This is a genomic window from Paraburkholderia sp. BR10937, from assembly GCF_040965695.1.
Taxonomy (GTDB): Bacteria; Pseudomonadota; Gammaproteobacteria; order Burkholderiales; family Burkholderiaceae; genus Paraburkholderia.
The window spans coordinates 1-14,084 of sequence record NZ_JBFRCL010000079.1 but is presented as its reverse complement, the minus strand read 5'-3'; the positions used below and the strand labels follow the sequence as shown (position 1 = coordinate 14,084).

The 14,084-nt window shown below is 65.3% G+C and carries 16 protein-coding genes; 7 read left to right on the top strand and 9 right to left on the bottom strand.

What is annotated here, in order from left to right:
* Nucleotides 1-18: 18 nt before the first annotated feature.
* Nucleotides 19-1,422, bottom strand: coding sequence for a PLP-dependent aminotransferase family protein (locus AB4Y44_RS38335; protein ID WP_368702415.1), 1,404 nt, complete (start codon nt 1,420-1,422; stop codon nt 19-21).
* 171 nt (nt 1,423-1,593) lie between these two features.
* Between AB4Y44_RS38335 and AB4Y44_RS38330 the strand changes: the two genes are divergently transcribed.
* From AB4Y44_RS38330 to AB4Y44_RS38320, 3 genes are all read left to right on the top strand, one after another.
* Nucleotides 1,594-2,922 (top strand): aspartate aminotransferase family protein, encoded by a 1,329-nt coding sequence (locus AB4Y44_RS38330; RefSeq protein WP_368702414.1) that lies wholly within the window; start codon nt 1,594-1,596, stop codon nt 2,920-2,922.
* Between the two features lie 226 nt (nt 2,923-3,148).
* Nucleotides 3,149-3,397, top strand: coding sequence for a hypothetical protein (locus AB4Y44_RS38325; RefSeq protein WP_321931125.1), 249 nt, complete (start codon nt 3,149-3,151; stop codon nt 3,395-3,397).
* 44 nt (nt 3,398-3,441) lie between these two features.
* Nucleotides 3,442-4,509, top strand: coding sequence for an NAD(P)/FAD-dependent oxidoreductase (locus AB4Y44_RS38320; protein WP_342923419.1), 1,068 nt, complete (start codon nt 3,442-3,444; stop codon nt 4,507-4,509).
* Nucleotides 4,510-4,546: 37 nt separating this feature from the next.
* Here AB4Y44_RS38320 and pcaC read toward each other — a convergent pair whose 3' ends face one another.
* The 5 genes from pcaC to AB4Y44_RS38295 all read right to left on the bottom strand — a co-directional run bounded on the left by pcaC (nt 4,547) and on the right by AB4Y44_RS38295 (nt 8,619).
* The gene (gene pcaC, locus AB4Y44_RS38315) at nt 4,547-4,936 is read right to left on the bottom strand and encodes a 4-carboxymuconolactone decarboxylase (RefSeq protein WP_342923418.1); all 390 of its coding nucleotides are present in this window, start codon (nt 4,934-4,936) and stop codon (nt 4,547-4,549) included.
* Nucleotides 4,936-5,724 (bottom strand): 3-oxoadipate enol-lactonase, encoded by a 789-nt coding sequence (pcaD, locus tag AB4Y44_RS38310; RefSeq protein WP_342923417.1) that lies wholly within the window; start codon nt 5,722-5,724, stop codon nt 4,936-4,938. Before pcaD ends, pcaC begins: the two co-directional genes overlap by 1 nt.
* 44 nt (nt 5,725-5,768) lie before the next feature.
* Nucleotides 5,769-7,121: a 3-carboxy-cis,cis-muconate cycloisomerase gene (locus AB4Y44_RS38305; protein WP_368702413.1), complete on the bottom strand. Its 1,353-nt coding sequence runs from the start codon at nt 7,119-7,121 to the stop codon at nt 5,769-5,771.
* A 113-nt stretch (nt 7,122-7,234) separates the two neighbouring features.
* Nucleotides 7,235-7,894 (bottom strand): 3-oxoacid CoA-transferase subunit B, encoded by a 660-nt coding sequence (locus tag AB4Y44_RS38300; protein ID WP_342924722.1) that lies wholly within the window; start codon nt 7,892-7,894, stop codon nt 7,235-7,237.
* 17 nt (nt 7,895-7,911) lie between these two features.
* Nucleotides 7,912-8,619, bottom strand: a complete 708-nt coding sequence (locus tag AB4Y44_RS38295; protein ID WP_342924721.1) for a 3-oxoacid CoA-transferase subunit A — start codon at nt 8,617-8,619, stop codon at nt 7,912-7,914.
* Between the two features lie 312 nt (nt 8,620-8,931).
* On the opposite strand from AB4Y44_RS38295, the gene AB4Y44_RS38290 reads away from it, so the two are divergent.
* Together AB4Y44_RS38290 and folE are read left to right on the top strand one after the other, a co-directional pair.
* The gene (locus AB4Y44_RS38290) at nt 8,932-9,855 is read left to right on the top strand and encodes a LysR family transcriptional regulator (RefSeq protein ID WP_368702412.1); all 924 of its coding nucleotides are present in this window, start codon (nt 8,932-8,934) and stop codon (nt 9,853-9,855) included.
* Between the two features lie 90 nt (nt 9,856-9,945).
* On the top strand, nt 9,946-10,614 hold the full coding sequence (folE, locus tag AB4Y44_RS38285) for a GTP cyclohydrolase I FolE (protein ID WP_368702411.1): 669 nt from the start codon (nt 9,946-9,948) through the stop codon (nt 10,612-10,614).
* A gap of 47 nt (nt 10,615-10,661) precedes the next feature.
* On the opposite strand, the gene epsC is transcribed toward folE, so the two are convergent.
* Entirely contained in the window at nt 10,662-11,591 is a 930-nt protein-coding gene (gene epsC / locus AB4Y44_RS38280; protein WP_342924718.1) for a serine O-acetyltransferase EpsC, read from the bottom strand.
* Between the two features lie 128 nt (nt 11,592-11,719).
* Nucleotides 11,720-11,953: a hypothetical protein gene (locus tag AB4Y44_RS38275; RefSeq protein ID WP_028206369.1), complete on the bottom strand. Its 234-nt coding sequence runs from the start codon at nt 11,951-11,953 to the stop codon at nt 11,720-11,722.
* 325 nt (nt 11,954-12,278) lie between these two features.
* Here AB4Y44_RS38275 and AB4Y44_RS38270 point away from each other — a divergent pair, with 325 nt between their 5' ends.
* Both AB4Y44_RS38270 and AB4Y44_RS38265 read left to right on the top strand, forming a co-directional pair.
* Nucleotides 12,279-12,719, top strand: a complete 441-nt coding sequence (locus AB4Y44_RS38270; protein ID WP_342924729.1) for a DUF3005 domain-containing protein — start codon at nt 12,279-12,281, stop codon at nt 12,717-12,719.
* A gap of 466 nt (nt 12,720-13,185) precedes the next feature.
* Entirely contained in the window at nt 13,186-13,890 is a 705-nt protein-coding gene (locus AB4Y44_RS38265) for a LuxR family transcriptional regulator (RefSeq protein ID WP_028206371.1), read from the top strand.
* Here the strand turns inward: AB4Y44_RS38265 and AB4Y44_RS38260 are convergent.
* Nucleotides 13,874-14,084: XRE family transcriptional regulator (locus AB4Y44_RS38260; RefSeq protein ID WP_368702410.1), on the bottom strand; the 211-nt coding region annotated here is incomplete at its 5' end. The two genes, AB4Y44_RS38265 and AB4Y44_RS38260, sit on opposite strands and share 17 nt — an antisense overlap.

The window sequence follows — 14,084 nt, the reverse complement described above, 5'->3', positions numbered from 1 at the left end:
TGGGCCATCTCGCACGCCCTAACGCGCGCGCTCGATGAACCGCCACAGCGCATCGTCCGTCGAATATGGCGCGTTGAAGCGAAACCACGCGCTCGGTTCGTCATCGGGCCTGAAATAGGAGCCGGGCGCGAGCCAGATGCCGTCGCGCAACGCCGCCGTCGCGATCGCGCCGGCCCGTTCGGGTTCGATGGCAAGGCGCGCCCACACGAACAACCCCGCGCGCGGCCGGTGGAATATCTCGAGCCCCAGCGCGTCGAGCCGCTCCTCCACGCAGGCATGCGCGGCCTTCAGCCGTTCGTTCACGAGTTCGACATGGCGCGCGTGGCGTCCTTCGAGCAAGACCTTGTCGACCATGCGCTCGATGGTCGCCGACGAGGTGAGCCCCACCGCCATCTTCGCGCGCGCCAGCTCGCGCAGCACATCGCGCTCGGCGACCACATAGCCGCAACGCAGCGAAGGCGTGACCGTCTTCGAAAAGCCGCTGACATACAGCACGCGCTGCAAGCCTTCCATCGCCGCGAGCAGCGGCGCGCCTGGCGGCGCAAGCTCGCGGCTCACGTCGTCCTCGACGACCCACATGCGCTGGCGCTCGGCGATCTGCAGCAAGCGAAAGGCGTTCGACATCGTATACGTCGCGCCGGTGGGATTCTGCAGCGTCGTGTTCACGAAGATCGCCTTCGGCTGGTGCGCCGCCACCTGACGCTCGAGCGGTTCGATGTCGAGCCCGGCGGGCGTACGCGGCACGCCATGCACCGTGAGCCCCGCGAGCTTGAGAATCTGCAGCAGATTGCAGTAGCCGGGGTCTTCCACGAGCACCGTGTCGCCGGGCCGCAGCAGCGTACGCACGATGAGATCGAGCCCCTGCGTCGCGCCCTGCGTAAGCAGGACGTTCGACACCTCGACGGGCAGCCCCTGCCGGTCCAGCTGCGCCGCGATGCGCTCGCGCAGCGGCGCGTAACCGTACGGGTGCCCGTAGTCGCCAAGCCGCACGGCCGGCACCCGGCTCATGGCGCGCAAGGCGTGCTGCAGGCCGCTTTCGTTGATCCACTCGCCCGGCACCCAGCCGCAGCCCGCCTTGATCGGCACCGAATGATCGGCGAATACGTCGGAGAGCAGCCAGGTCGCCGTCAGCGTGGGCGGCTGCCAACCCGCCACGCTCGCCGGCGCCGACGCGCTACGGGGCGCCACGCGGTAGCCCGAGCCGCGCCGCGCGACGACGAAGCCCATCGACACGAGACGGTTGTACGCCTCGGTCACTGTATAGGTCGACAGCTCGTGCGATTGCGCGAGCTGGCGCACCGAGGGCAAGAGCGCCCCTGCGCGCAGCGTTTGCGCTTCGATCGCGCGCGTGAAGCCCTGCACGAGCTGCTCGACAAGCGTCGTCGTGACGCCGCGGCCGCGCTCCAGTTCGAGTTCGATCATCGGGAAAGCAAGCGTATAGTGCGAGGGAAAACCCGTACGATTCTGCGTGCCTACCAATACAGTTGGCGAGAATTGTCCAGCACGGTTTGCAGATCAGTATAGAGACTGTCTATGCCGTCGTTCAAGCCTCGGCGCTACAGTTGAGCCAAACCCACCTGAGGAGAAGCACGCATGACTTCGCGCCCCGTCATCGACGATCTCTCGTCGTTCTGGATGCCCTTCACCGCCAATCGCCAGTTCAAGGCCGCGCCGCGCCTGCTCGAATCGGCCAAGGGCATGTACTACCGCACGACCGATGGCCGCGAAGTGCTGGACGGCAGCGCGGGCCTCTGGTGTGTGAACGCGGGCCATGCGCGCGAGGAAATCGTCGCGGCCATCGCCCAGCAGGCCGGTACGCTCGACTTCGCCCCCACATTCCAGATGGGCCACCCGCTTGCGTTCGAAGCGGCCCAGAAGATCGCCGAAATCATGCCGGCCGGCCTCGACCGGGTGTTCTTCACGAATTCCGGCTCGGAGTCGGTCGACACCGCACTGAAGATCGCGCTCGCCTACCATCGCGCACGCGGCGAAGGCCAGCGCACCAAGCTGATCGGCCGCGAGCGCGGCTATCACGGCGTGGGCTTCGGCGGCATCTCGGTGGGCGGCATCGCGCCGAATCGCAAGGCGTTCTCGGGTCAGCTGCTGCCGGCCGTCGATCATCTGCCGCACACGCATGATCTCCGGCACAACGCATTCTCGAAGGGCCAACCGGCCTGGGGCGCTCATCTCGCTGAAGACCTCGAGCGCATCGTCGCGCTGCACGACGCCTCGACCATCGCCGCCGTGATCGTCGAACCCGTGGCGGGTTCGACCGGCGTGCTGATTCCGCCGCAAGGCTATCTGCAGCGTCTGCGCGAGATTTGCACGAAGTACGGCATCCTGCTGATTTTCGACGAGGTCATCACCGGCTTCGGCCGCCTCGGCAAGGCCACGGCCAGCGAATATTTCGGCGTGACGCCCGACATCATCACGATGGCCAAGGCGATCAACAACGCCGCCGTGCCGATGGGCGGCGTGGCCGCGAGCCGCACGGTCCACGACACGATCGTGAACAGCGGCGCGCAGGGCGCAATCGAGCTGTTCCACGGCTACACCTATTCGGCGCACCCGCTCGCCGCCGCCGCCGCGATCGCGACGCAGGACCTGTATCGCCGCGAGGGCCTGTTCGAGCGCGCCGACGCGCTCGCGCCGAAGTTCGAGGCCGCCGCGCATGCGCTGCGCGGCGAGCAGCACGTGAAGGACGTGCGTAATCTCGGTCTCGTTGCCGGCGTCGAACTCGACTCGCGCGACGGCGCGCCGGGCGCGCGCGCTTACGAGGTTTTCGTGAAGTGCTTCGAGGCGGGCGTGCTGATCCGCTTCACGGGCGACATTCTCGCGTTCTCGCCGCCGCTCATCGTGACCGAAGAGGAAATCGCACGCCTGTTCGGCACGGTGCGCGACGTGCTCGCCACGGTGCAGTAACGCGCGAGGCGCGAGCGAACCAACACTCGCGCCTGCTTTCATTTGGTAATCCGCCGCAAGGGCGGCCCGGGCTCGGGCCGCCTTTTCTTTTTTCGGCCGCCGTACGCGCGAGGACCGGGTTCAAGCACGGAGCGCGCCATCGGCGTATCGTTGCCCTATCCGCCATAAGAAACGCGATTGCGGCGAGCGCGCATCGACCGACGTGCGCTGGCCAGGAGGGAATCTCATGAAGATGCCAGTCCGCATCGGCACGCATATCGAGGGCGTCCACTGGATCGCCGAGTATGTGGAAGCGACTCATCAAATCCGTGTGTTCCGTGACGGCCGCGTGGTCGACACGATCCCCGCGCCCGCGGCCATGTTCGGCGAAGAGCGCGACGCGGGTTCGGCCAGCGACGCAGCGAGCCGCGCCGAGGAAGCCGCGCTGCTCGCCTGCCTGCGTCGTTACGTAGCCGACGTGCAGCCCGAAGAATAGGACTCTTGATCATTGTCCCTGCCTTTTGCAAGGAGAGCTCGCCGATGAACGAGCGCAACGATCACTTCCCGCCGCAGCTTATCGAAACCGATGCGCTCATCATCGGTGCCGGGCCGGTGGGACTTTTCCAGGTGTTCGAACTGGGCCTGATGGAAATCCACGTGCACGTGGTCGATTCGCTGCCGGTGGTGGGCGGCCAGTGCGCCGAGCTTTACCCCGACAAGCCGATCTACGACATTCCGGCGGTGCTGATGTGCACCGGGCAACAGCTCGTCGATGCGCTGATGCAGCAGATCGAGCCGTTTGGCGCGACGTTCCATCTCGGCCAGGAAGTGCAAATCGTCGAGCCGCGCGCCGACGGCCGCTTTTTCGTGCAGACGAGCAAGGGGACGCAGTTCCTTGCGAAGACGGTGTTCATCGCAGCAGGCGTGGGCTCGTTTCAGCCGCGCACGCTCAAGCTGGGCGGCATCGAGCGATACCGCGACACGCAGCTGTTCTACCGCGTGCGCGATCTCGAGCGTTTCCGCGACAAGGACGTCGTGGTGTGCGGCGGCGGAGATTCGGCGCTCGACTGGGCGCTGCAGCTCGTGGACGTCGCGCAGAGCGTGATTCTGCTGCACCGGCGCGAGGGCTATCGCGCCGCGCCGGCAACGGTCGCGAAGATGCACGCGCTATGCGAGGAATGGCGCATGCAGTCCATCGTCGGCCAACTGACGGGCTTCGACGACGAAGGCGGCAAGCTCAAGCGCATCAAGGTGACGGGCGGCGACGGCGTCACGCGCTCGCTGGATCTCGATTACCTGCTCGTGTTCTACGGCTTGTCGCCGCAACTCGGCCCGATCGCGCAATGGGGCCTCGAAATCGAGCGCAAGCAGTTGCCCGTGGATACGGCGCGCTTCGAAACGAGCGTGCCAGGCATCTTTGCCGTCGGCGATATCAATACCTATCCGGGCAAGAAGAAGCTGATTCTCTCCGGCTTTCACGAAGCCGCGCTCGCTGCGTTCGGCGCGGCGCACCACGTGTTTCCCGAGAAGAAAATCCATCTGCAGTACACGACGACCAGCACGCGCCTGCACAAGGTGCTCGGCGTGGAGTCGCCGGTGTTCGACTGAACGCGGGGCGAGCGCCCCGCGCTTTGTCACCGCGCGATCAGGCCTGCTCGGCGTCCTGCTCGCGGAAGATGCGGTCGGCGAGATGGAACGCCGAGTTCGCCGCCGGCACGCCGCAGTAAATCGCGGTCTGCAGCAGCACTTCCTTGATCTCGTCGCGCGTGACGCCGTTGTTGCGCGCGGCGCGCAGATGCAGTGCCAGTTCTTCGCTGCGGTTGAGCGCGACCATCATCGCGATCGTCAGCAGGCTGCGCGTGTGGCGCGGCAAGCCATCGCGTGTCCAGATTTCGCCCCACGCGTAGCGCGAAATGAAGTTCTGGAATTCCTCGGTCACTTCGGTGCGGTTGGCGAGCGAGCGATCGACGTGCGCGTCGCCCAGCACCGCGCGGCGCACCGTCATGCCGGCTTCGTAGCGGTCTTCGTCGTTCATCACGCCCCCAGCAGGAAATCGAGCACGATCTTGTTGTACTCGTCCGCCAGCTCGACGTTCGAGATGTGCGCGGCGTTCAGCTCGACATAGCGTGCGCCCGGCACCGATTCGGCCAGTTCGCGCCCTTGTGCGGGCGTCGCGGCCAGATCGTGCGTGCCCGAGATCACGAGCGTGGGCGCCTTGATCGACGGCGCTTCGCCGCGCAGGTCGGCGGCGTTGATCGCTTCGCAGTTCGAAGCATAGCCGTCCTTGTCGGTATGCACGAACACGTCGCGCACCTGCGACATCACGAGCGCATTGTTCGCGATGAATTCGGGCGTGTACCAGCGCGGCAGCACCGCTTCGGCGAGCGCGAGCATGCCTTCGCTGCGAGCCTTCGCCGCACGCGGCACCCACACTTCCGGCGAGCCGATCTTCGCGGCCGTATTACACAGCACGAGACGATCGATGCGGTTGGCGTATCGCGCGCCGAGGCCGACACCGGTCAGACCGCCCATCGAAACCCCGACGAAATGCGCGCGCTCGATGCCGAGCTGGTCCATCAGGCCGATCACATCGCCGGTCAGTTGTTCGATGGTGTACGGGCCCAGCGGCGCCGCCGAGTGGCCGTGGCCGCGCGTGTCGTAGCGCAGCACGCGGAAATGCTTCGTGAACTCGACGATCTGCGACGTCCACATCGACACGTCGCTACCGAGCGAATTCGACAGAACCACCCATGGCGCCGAATGGTTCTCCGCACCGTCGATGCGGTAGAACAAATGCGTGTCGTTGACGGCTGCGTATGGCATGCGTGTTACTCCTCGTGTGTCTTCCATGATCAATGGGGCATGCGTTACTTTGCTTTCGCTTCATACGACGCGAGCACCGCGTCGACGAATGCGTGGGCCTGCCCCACGTAATTTGCCGGATCGAGCAGCGCCTTGAGGCGCGCTTCGTCCAGGTGCCTCGTGACGGCGGGATCCGCCGCGAGGACTTCGTACAGCGTGCGGCCGCTTTGCACCGCGGATTTCGATGCGTGCTCAACGAGATGATGCGCGTCCAGGCGCCCGATCTGGTCGCCGAGCGCGAGCATCACGGCCTCGCCGAGAATGAGTCTGTGCGTGATGTCGAGATTTGCCGCGAGCCGTTCGGGCCGCACTTCGAGTCCGGCCGTGATTTGCTCGATCTGCGCGAGCGCGCCGCCGGCGAGGCGCGCGAGATCGGGCAGCGCATCCCACTCGGCTTGCCAGCCGCCGAGCGCGCGCTCGTGTTCCTGAACCATGCCCGCGAACACCGTCGCGACGAGACCCGGCGCGCGCGTGGCAGCCGTCAGGACGGCTGCGCAACCCACGGGATTGCGCTTGTGCGGCATGGTCGAGGAACCGCCCTTGCCTGCCGCCGCCGGTTCGCCCAGCTCGCCGACTTCGGTCTGCATCTGCAGGGAGATGTCGCGCGCGATCTTGCCGAGCGTGCCGATGAGCATGCCGAAGAACGATGCGGCTTCGGCAATGCGGTCGCGCTGCGTGTGCCACGGCAAGGCGGGCGACGCGAGACCGAGTTCCTGCGCGAGCGCGGCGCTCACCGCCGGGGCGGCGTCGCGCAGGCTCGCGAGCGTGCCCGCCGCGCCGCCGAACTGCAGCACGAGCGCGCGCTCGCGCAGCACGACGAGGCGTTCGCGATGGCGCAGCATCGCGTCGAGCCATTGCGCGAACTTCAATCCGAGCGTGATGGGCAGCGCCTGCTGCAGCCACGTGCGCCCGACCGCCGGCGTCGCACGATGGGTGCACGCGAGGTCCGCCAGCGTTGCGCAGAGCGCGTCGATGCCGCGCTCGATCAGCGCGAGCCCGTCGCGCAACTGCAGCACGGTGGCCGTGTCGATGATGTCCTGGCTCGTGGCGCCCCAGTGGACATACTTGGCGGCTTCGGGGTCGGCGGCCTTCACGCGCGCCGTGAGCTGCTTGACGAGCGGGATCGCCAGGTTGCCGCCCAGCGCGGCGTCGCGTGCGAGTGCCGGTGCGTCGAGCTGATCCGCCGCACAGGCTTCGACGATCGCGGCCACGGCCGACTGCGGAATCACGCCATGCGCCGCCGAGGCGCGCGCAAGCGCCGCTTCGACGTCCAGCATGCGTTGCAGCGTGGCATCGGGAGACCAGACCGCGTTCATCGGTTCGGTCCCGCAGATCAGGCTCGTGAGGCGTTCAATCATGGAGTGTGGAGTGTGGCGCGTGGGAAAAGCGGGCGTTCGGATACAGCCGGAACGAAGCGGGCGCGGGGCCCCCCGCCACTCACGTGCGAACGATGCGCACGTCTACGGACAGTTTACGCTGCGCGACGGTTTTGCGTCGCGTCGATCAGCGGCACGCCGGCGAGCTTCTGCAGCGCGTCGAAATCGATGTCCGAATAGATCTCGCGCACGGCGAGGCCCTCCGGCGTGACGTCGAACGCCGCGAGGTCGGTATAGATGCGGCCCACGCAGCCCACGCCCGTCACCGGGTACGTGCATTCGCTCACGAGCTTGCTTTCGCCCTGCTTGGTGAGCAGTTCCATCATCACGAACACCTGCTTGGCGCCGAGTGCGAGGTCCATCGCGCCGCCCACGGCCGGAATCGCGTCGGGCGCGCCGGTGTGCCAGTTCGCGAGGTCCCCGTTGACCGACACCTGGAACGCGCCGAGCACGCAGTAGTCGAGGTGGCCGCCGCGCATCATCGCGAACGAGTCGGCGTGGTGGAAGAAGGCGCCGCCGGTGAGCAGCGTGACGTGCTGCTTGCCCGCGTTGATGAGTTCGTCGTCTTCCTCTCCGGGCGCGGGCGCCGGGCCCATGCCGAGCAGGCCGTTCTCGCTGTGCAGGAAGATTTCCTTGCTCGGATCGAGGTGGTTGGCCACCAGCGTGGGCACGCCGATGCCGAGATTCACATATGCGCCTTCGGGAATGTCCGCGGCCACGCGCTTGGCCATTTCATCGCGATTCAGTCGTTTCATTGCCTCTCTCCGTTCCTTCAGGCTGCCTGGCCGCTTTGGTCGGCGTGCGCTTGATGCGCCGCTTGCGGCACTTCCACGACGCGTTGCACGAAAATGCCGGGCGTCACGATGTTTTCGGGATCGAGCTGACCGAGTTCGACGACCTGCGAAACTTGCGCGATGGCGACCTTCGCCGCGCTCGCCATGATCGGGCCGAAGTTGCGCGCCGTCTTGCGATAGACGAGATTGCCCCAGCGATCGCCCTTGTACGCCTTGATGAGCGCGAAGTCGGCGTGCAGCGGCGCTTCGAGCACATAGTGACGGCCGTCGATCAGGCGCGTTTCCTTGCCTTCGGCCAGCTTCGTGCCGTAGCCCGTGGGCGTGAAGAAGCCGCCAATGCCGGCGCCGGCAGCGCGGATGCGCTCGGCCAGATTGCCTTGCGGCACGAGTTCGAGCTCGATTTCGCCGGCGCGATAGAGCGCGTCGAACACATACGAGTCGGTCTGGCGCGGGAACGAGCAGATGATCTTGCGCACACGCTTCGCCTTGAGCAGCGCGGCAAGGCCGATGTCGCCGTTGCCCGCGTTGTTGTTGACGATGGTGAGGTCGCGCGCGCCCTGCTCGATGAGCGCGTCGATCAATTCGGCGGGCATACCGGCCGTGCCGAAGCCGCCGATCATCACCGTGGCGCCGTCATGCACATCGGCCACGGCGGCTTGAAGCGAGTCGAAAATCTTGTTGATCATGCCTGTTCCTGAAAGCGATGCGCATCGCGGAAGGTCCACGTCACTCGATCGCGAAAAAAGTTCTATATGCGAACACTGATTCGTTTAGCGAACGTCCAGCGCATTATCGGAGTGGATTCAAGCGCTTGTCAAGGCGGGTCTACCCACACAGGCAATCTACTTCATGTCGGCGCCGGCGCGCGCCGGATCGCACGCGCGGCCCGTCCTTCAGGCCGGGCGCGCCCGTGGGCACATACCCCAATATCCGGAATTCCGATTCATCGACTAGTCTTTATCCGAATTCGACATAGTCAGCGCCGCCGCCCCGCCTCCATGCAAGACCTCGATCTGAATCTCATCCCCTTTCTCGTGGCCATGGAGGAAACGCGCAACGTGAGCCGCGCCGCCGAGCGGCTCGGCGTGAGCCAGCCGCGCGTGAGCACGGCGCTCGGCAAGCTGCGCGAGTTCTTCGGCGACCCGCTCTTCGTGCGCACCTCGCGCGGCATGGAGCCCACGCCGCGCGCGCTCGGCCTGATTCCCGCCGCGCGCGACGCGCTGGTGCGCATCGAGAAAGGCATGCTGCAGGCGCAGGAGTTCGATCCCGCCACGAGCACGCACACGTTCTCCATCGCGCTGTCCGATGTCGGCGAGATCGTGTTTCTGCCGCGCCTCCTGCAGGTGTTCGCCGAGCGCGCGCCCAACGCGAACCTGCGTTCGGTGTCGCTGCCGCCAAGCCAGGTCGAGCGCGGTCTCGAATCGGGCGACATCGATCTCGCGGTCGGTTACTTCCCCGACCTCGGCGGCAACAACTTCTTCCAGCAGCGCCTCTTCACGCACCGCTTCATCTGCATGATGCGCAGCGAGCATCCGCTCGCGGGCAAGGCTATGACGATCGAGCAGTTTCTCGCCATGGGCCATGCCGTCGTGCGCGCCGAGGGACGCAGCCAGGAAGTGCTGGAGCAGTATCTTGAGAAAAGGCGCATGCGCCGCCGCGCCGTGCTCGAAACGCCTCACTTCATGAGCCTGCCGTTCATTCTCACGCGCTCCGATCTCATCGCGACCGTGCCGCATGCGATCGGCTTCGCCTATGTGTCCGAGCATGCATCGATCACGCTCGTCGAGCCGCCGCTGCAGTTGCCGCGTTTCGATCTCAAGCAGCACTGGCATCGCAAGTATCACAATGCGCCGCGTGGCGAATGGCTGCGCGGCATCGTGGCGGAACTGTTCAACGACGCCATGGACGAATGGCCCAAGTGACCCCTCGCGCCAAGCACGGCAAAACATGAAACAATGGGCGCTCGTGGTGCACGCCAAAGCGGCGTACTCCCACATGACAGGAGCCCATGCATGAGCGAAGAAAAAAAGGCCGGGAAATCGAAGCAAAGCGCGAAGCAACGCAAGAGCGCAGCGAGCACGCCCGTCGCGCGCCCGTCACGCGCCGAAGCCGAGGACGCCGTGCGCGTGCTGTTGCGCTGGGCCGGGGACGACCCCGCTCGCGAAGGGCTGCTCGATACGCCGGGTCGCGTCGTGCGCGCCTATGAGGAATTCTTCGCGGGCTATGAGGTCGATCCGCGCGAAATCCTGTCGCGCACCTTCTCGGAGGTGGACGGCTACGACGAAATGATCGTATTGAAGGACATCCGCTTCGAGAGCTACTGCGAGCATCACATGGTGCCGATCATCGGACGCGCGCACGTGGCGTATTTGCCCGAGCATCGCGTGGTGGGCATCTCGAAGCTCGCGCGTCTCGTCGACGCCTTCGCGAAGCGTCTGCAGATCCAGGAGAAGATGACCGCGCAGATTGCCGACACGCTCAATGAGATCCTGCAGCCCAAGGGTGTGGGCGTGATACTCGAAGCGGCGCATCAATGCATGTCCACGCGCGGGGTGCACAAGGCGGGTGTGGCGATGGTGACGTCGCGCATGCTCGGCACCTTCCGCACCGATCCTTCCACGCGCCGCGAGTTTCTCGCGATCGTCGGCAATCCGAGCGCAATGAGCGTCTCGAATACCTGATCGGAACGCACAGATAAAGAACGGGACCGCGTGTCCCGTTCCCCTCCTTACTTGAGCGGACCTTCGTCGCCCCGCTCGATCTCGCGAATCTTGCCCTGGCGCACGCTGCTGCCCGGCGGCACGCTATGCGTGAGCCACACGTTCCCGCCAATTACCGAGCCGCGCCCGATCGTCACGCGGCCGAGAATCGTCGCGCCCGCGTAGATCACCACGTCGTCCTCGACGATCGGATGGCGCGCATTGCCCTTCACAAGCGTACCGTCGAGGTCGGCCGCGAAGCTCTTTGCACCGAGCGTCACGGCCTGATACACGCGCACGCGCTCGCCGATGATCGCCGTCTCGCCGATCACGACGCCCGTGCCGTGGTCGATGAAGAAGCTCGAACCGATCTGGGCGCCCGGGTGAATGTCGATGCCCGTTGCCGAATGCGCGATCTCGTTGATGAAGCGCGCGAGCAGCGGCACGCCGAGACGGTGCAGCGCATGCGCGAGCCGATGATGCGTCATGGCCCACACGCCCGGGTAGCACAGCAGGATCTCGGTGATGTGCTGCGCGGCCGGGTCGCCCGTGAACGCCGCCTGAATGTCGCTCACGAGCAGCGCGCGAATATCGGGCAGTTGCCGCCCGAACTCGCGCGCCACCTCGAATGCGCGCGCGCGCAGTTCGTCGTCGCTCGCCTGCGAGCTTTCCGGCAGGAAGCGCAACGCGCGGCGAATCTGCTCGGCAAGCAGCCGCAAGGTGCTGTCGAGCGTATGGCCCACGTAGTAGTCGATGCTCTCGTCGGTCAGGTCGGGCGCGCCGTAATGCGTGGGAAAGAGCGCGGCGCGCAGGCCGGCCACGATGCTGACGACCGCATCGCGTGACGGCAGTTCGCGGATACCGAGTGGATGGCGCGTGCGGTGCCGCTCTTCACGCGACGCACGCAGATCGGCGACGATCTGTTCGAGACCCCAGTCGGGGGAAGCAGCTTTGGACATGGTGATGCGGCAGCGGACGCGGGGTCCGTGCGGGAGTGAGTGTATCGACCCCAGAGATTACCGCGTTTTGCCGGAGTTCGCCGAAGCGCTCGCGGAGACGGGCTGCTACGCCCGCGGGGCGCACGCGTTCACAGCGTGACCGTGCTCGCGTCGATCCAGCGCACGGCCCAGTCGCGCGCATGGGCGATGGCGGCCGCCTCATCGGAAAAGCGCAATTCGGCAGGGAAAAATCGGTTGGCAACGAGTTCGCCGTCGCTCGAGCGCGAAATCACCACATACGGTTGATACGTGCCGTCACCGGCACGCGCCGGTGCGCAATTCAGCAAATAGCCACGATGCGTAAATGCAGCGTCGAAGTGCATGTGTGTCACCCGCCCCTGACTGCCTCGTCCATTTTATTTGGCGCGTGCATTCAGGATCGTGCGGCAAAGCCACAGCATGAGCCCTCGCCCGGCCCATTAATCGAAAGCGCGCCAACTCGTTGAAAGAGGATCATACTCCTGGGAAAAAGCCCAAACCAACGAAAAAAATGCAACATCGCTGGAGGCGTTCTCCTGGCGAACCGGCTTGCTTTTCACCCCGATTCAAGGGTGCGGCGCTGCAGCGGAACGGCGCTTGCGAAATGGCCTGCTGAACGCAGGCACCCAGATCTTCCAAGGAGGAAGCATCATGAATCGTCCCGACGACATGCAAACAGCGAAAGTGGGAGATGTGAGCGCGTCGCCGTCGCGGCCGCGCAGCGCCGAACTCCACAACGACCGCACGCACGACAGCTCGGTCGACACCGACGGCAAGAACCGCGAGGCCGCGCGCCTGGCGGGCGAAGGCTGGATCGGCCCCGACGAGGTGACGACCAGCAACGCGACGCTCGTCAACAGCGTGGCCGAAGCCGATGACGGCCTGGCGGGTTTCGACAGCCGCAAGGGCGTGCACCGGCTGCCGATCGCGCTGGAGTCCGGCTACGAGGCCGTCGACCTCGGCATGAGCGCGCCCGAAGAGCCCGAAGACGCCGAGTGGCAGCGCAACGCCGCGCGCGAAGCGGGCGTGCGCCGCAGCCCGGGGCGTCTGCACTTCGCGGTCAACCACCTGCGACCGACACGCGTGATCGAGTTGCAGCGCAAGCCTTGAACAACGGTTCGCCGCTCACCATGCGGCGAATCGTTTGCGATTATCCAGGCAATATCGCAGCAATGGCGGATACGGACAGTATCCAGTCGAGTGTAGTTAAAACTCGAAATGAAAAGCCTGAAAATTAATGAAAGCCGATAAATCGCCAGCATTATCCCGGCGAGTTGCACGCTTTTGCCGCTTTCGAAATGGCGTCTGTCTTTATTTCGGCTCCGGCACAATGCACTTTTTTCGTGCAGGCGCGAGCTTGTTCAGGAGACGCAGAATTCTCTCCGATGTCACCGAAATCCGACAGAAATGACCCCAGCAAAGCGGGAGGATTGCAGGCGAGGGGGGATCAGATAGGAATTTAGTGATAAATTCTTACATCATAAGAAGCGAGGAGCGAGTGTCTGAGGGCTTGCCCCGCGATCTCGCCCAGCGCCGATGGAGAGTGTTGAACGTGCCTCTACATTTTATTGAGCAGATGTCGCCCGTGCTCGACGCGCCCGAAGAGGCTGCGTGGTTCGACGCGGTGGCGAAGCTCGCCAGCTCGTGGGGATTCAGCCAGCTCATGCTGGCTATCTTGCCGCGCCCGGGCATGAGGCTCGAGGATGCGTTCATCCGCACGAACTACTCGGCCGCCTGGCGGCAGACGTACAACGACCACGGCATGGCCTACTTCGACCCGACCGTGTCGCACTGCACCACGCGCTCGGCGCCGCTCATCTGGTCGCCGGAGCTGTTCGCGACCGAGCAGCAACAATCGATGTATGAGGAGGCCCGCTCGTACGGGCTGCGCGCAGGCATCACCCTGCCGATCCATGGCCCGCGCCAGGAAATCGGCATGCTTTGCTTCGTCAACGACGCGAATCCCACGGACAAGTTCTGGGACGACGTGAACCGCGCGTTGCCGAATCTCGTCCTGCTGCGCGATCTCGTGCTGGACACGAGCCAGCGGCATCTGAACGACCATGTTCAGTCGCTGATTCCCAAGCTCACGCCACGGGAAAAGGAATGCCTCAAGTGGACTGCGCTAGGCAAGTCCACCTGGGAAATTTCTCACATCCTGAATTGTTCTGAAGCCGTCGTGAACTTCCACATGAAGAACATTCGCGGGAAGTTCGGCGTGAACTCACGGCGAGCGGCAGCCGTGATCGCGACCCAGATGGGTCTTATTGACCCGGGCTAAGCACCATCGGTGCTTCGCCGCGCAACACGCGCTCGGCACGGCCAAGGTCGCCGTCCGAAATCGTCTTGTTGAAATACAGCCCGAGCAGGATCGACACCGGCGGCGGAATCTCCGCGCCCGACTCGAACCGGCTGCCGCGCGACTGCGTCACGCCGAAACGCGCCCAGAAGCGGCGCTGGCTTTCTTTCTTCTTC

Bases quoted from the DNA above. Each gene is read 5' to 3' on its own strand.
- AB4Y44_RS38275 (WP_028206369.1), bottom strand. From the start codon at position 11,953: ATGCACTTCGACGCTGCATTTACGCATCGTGGCTATTTGCTGAATTGC.
- AB4Y44_RS38335 (WP_368702415.1), bottom strand. From the start codon at position 1,422: ATGATCGAACTCGAACTGGAGCGCGGCCGCGGCGTCACGACGACGCTT.
- AB4Y44_RS38265 (WP_028206371.1), top strand. From the start codon at position 13,186: ATGTCGCCCGTGCTCGACGCGCCCGAAGAGGCTGCGTGGTTCGACGCG.
- epsC (WP_342924718.1), bottom strand. From the start codon at position 11,591: ATGTCCAAAGCTGCTTCCCCCGACTGGGGTCTCGAACAGATCGTCGCC.
- folE (WP_368702411.1), top strand. From the start codon at position 9,946: ATGAGCGAAGAAAAAAAGGCCGGGAAATCGAAGCAAAGCGCGAAGCAA.
- AB4Y44_RS38290 (WP_368702412.1), top strand. From the start codon at position 8,932: ATGCAAGACCTCGATCTGAATCTCATCCCCTTTCTCGTGGCCATGGAG.
- AB4Y44_RS38300 (WP_342924722.1), bottom strand. From the start codon at position 7,894: ATGAAACGACTGAATCGCGATGAAATGGCCAAGCGCGTGGCCGCGGAC.
- AB4Y44_RS38320 (WP_342923419.1), top strand. From the start codon at position 3,442: ATGAACGAGCGCAACGATCACTTCCCGCCGCAGCTTATCGAAACCGAT.
- AB4Y44_RS38295 (WP_342924721.1), bottom strand. From the start codon at position 8,619: ATGATCAACAAGATTTTCGACTCGCTTCAAGCCGCCGTGGCCGATGTG.
- AB4Y44_RS38325 (WP_321931125.1), top strand. From the start codon at position 3,149: ATGAAGATGCCAGTCCGCATCGGCACGCATATCGAGGGCGTCCACTGG.
- AB4Y44_RS38305 (WP_368702413.1), bottom strand. From the start codon at position 7,121: ATGATTGAACGCCTCACGAGCCTGATCTGCGGGACCGAACCGATGAAC.
- pcaD (WP_342923417.1), bottom strand. From the start codon at position 5,724: ATGCCATACGCAGCCGTCAACGACACGCATTTGTTCTACCGCATCGAC.
- AB4Y44_RS38330 (WP_368702414.1), top strand. From the start codon at position 1,594: ATGACTTCGCGCCCCGTCATCGACGATCTCTCGTCGTTCTGGATGCCC.
- AB4Y44_RS38270 (WP_342924729.1), top strand. From the start codon at position 12,279: ATGCAAACAGCGAAAGTGGGAGATGTGAGCGCGTCGCCGTCGCGGCCG.
- pcaC (WP_342923418.1), bottom strand. From the start codon at position 4,936: ATGAACGACGAAGACCGCTACGAAGCCGGCATGACGGTGCGCCGCGCG.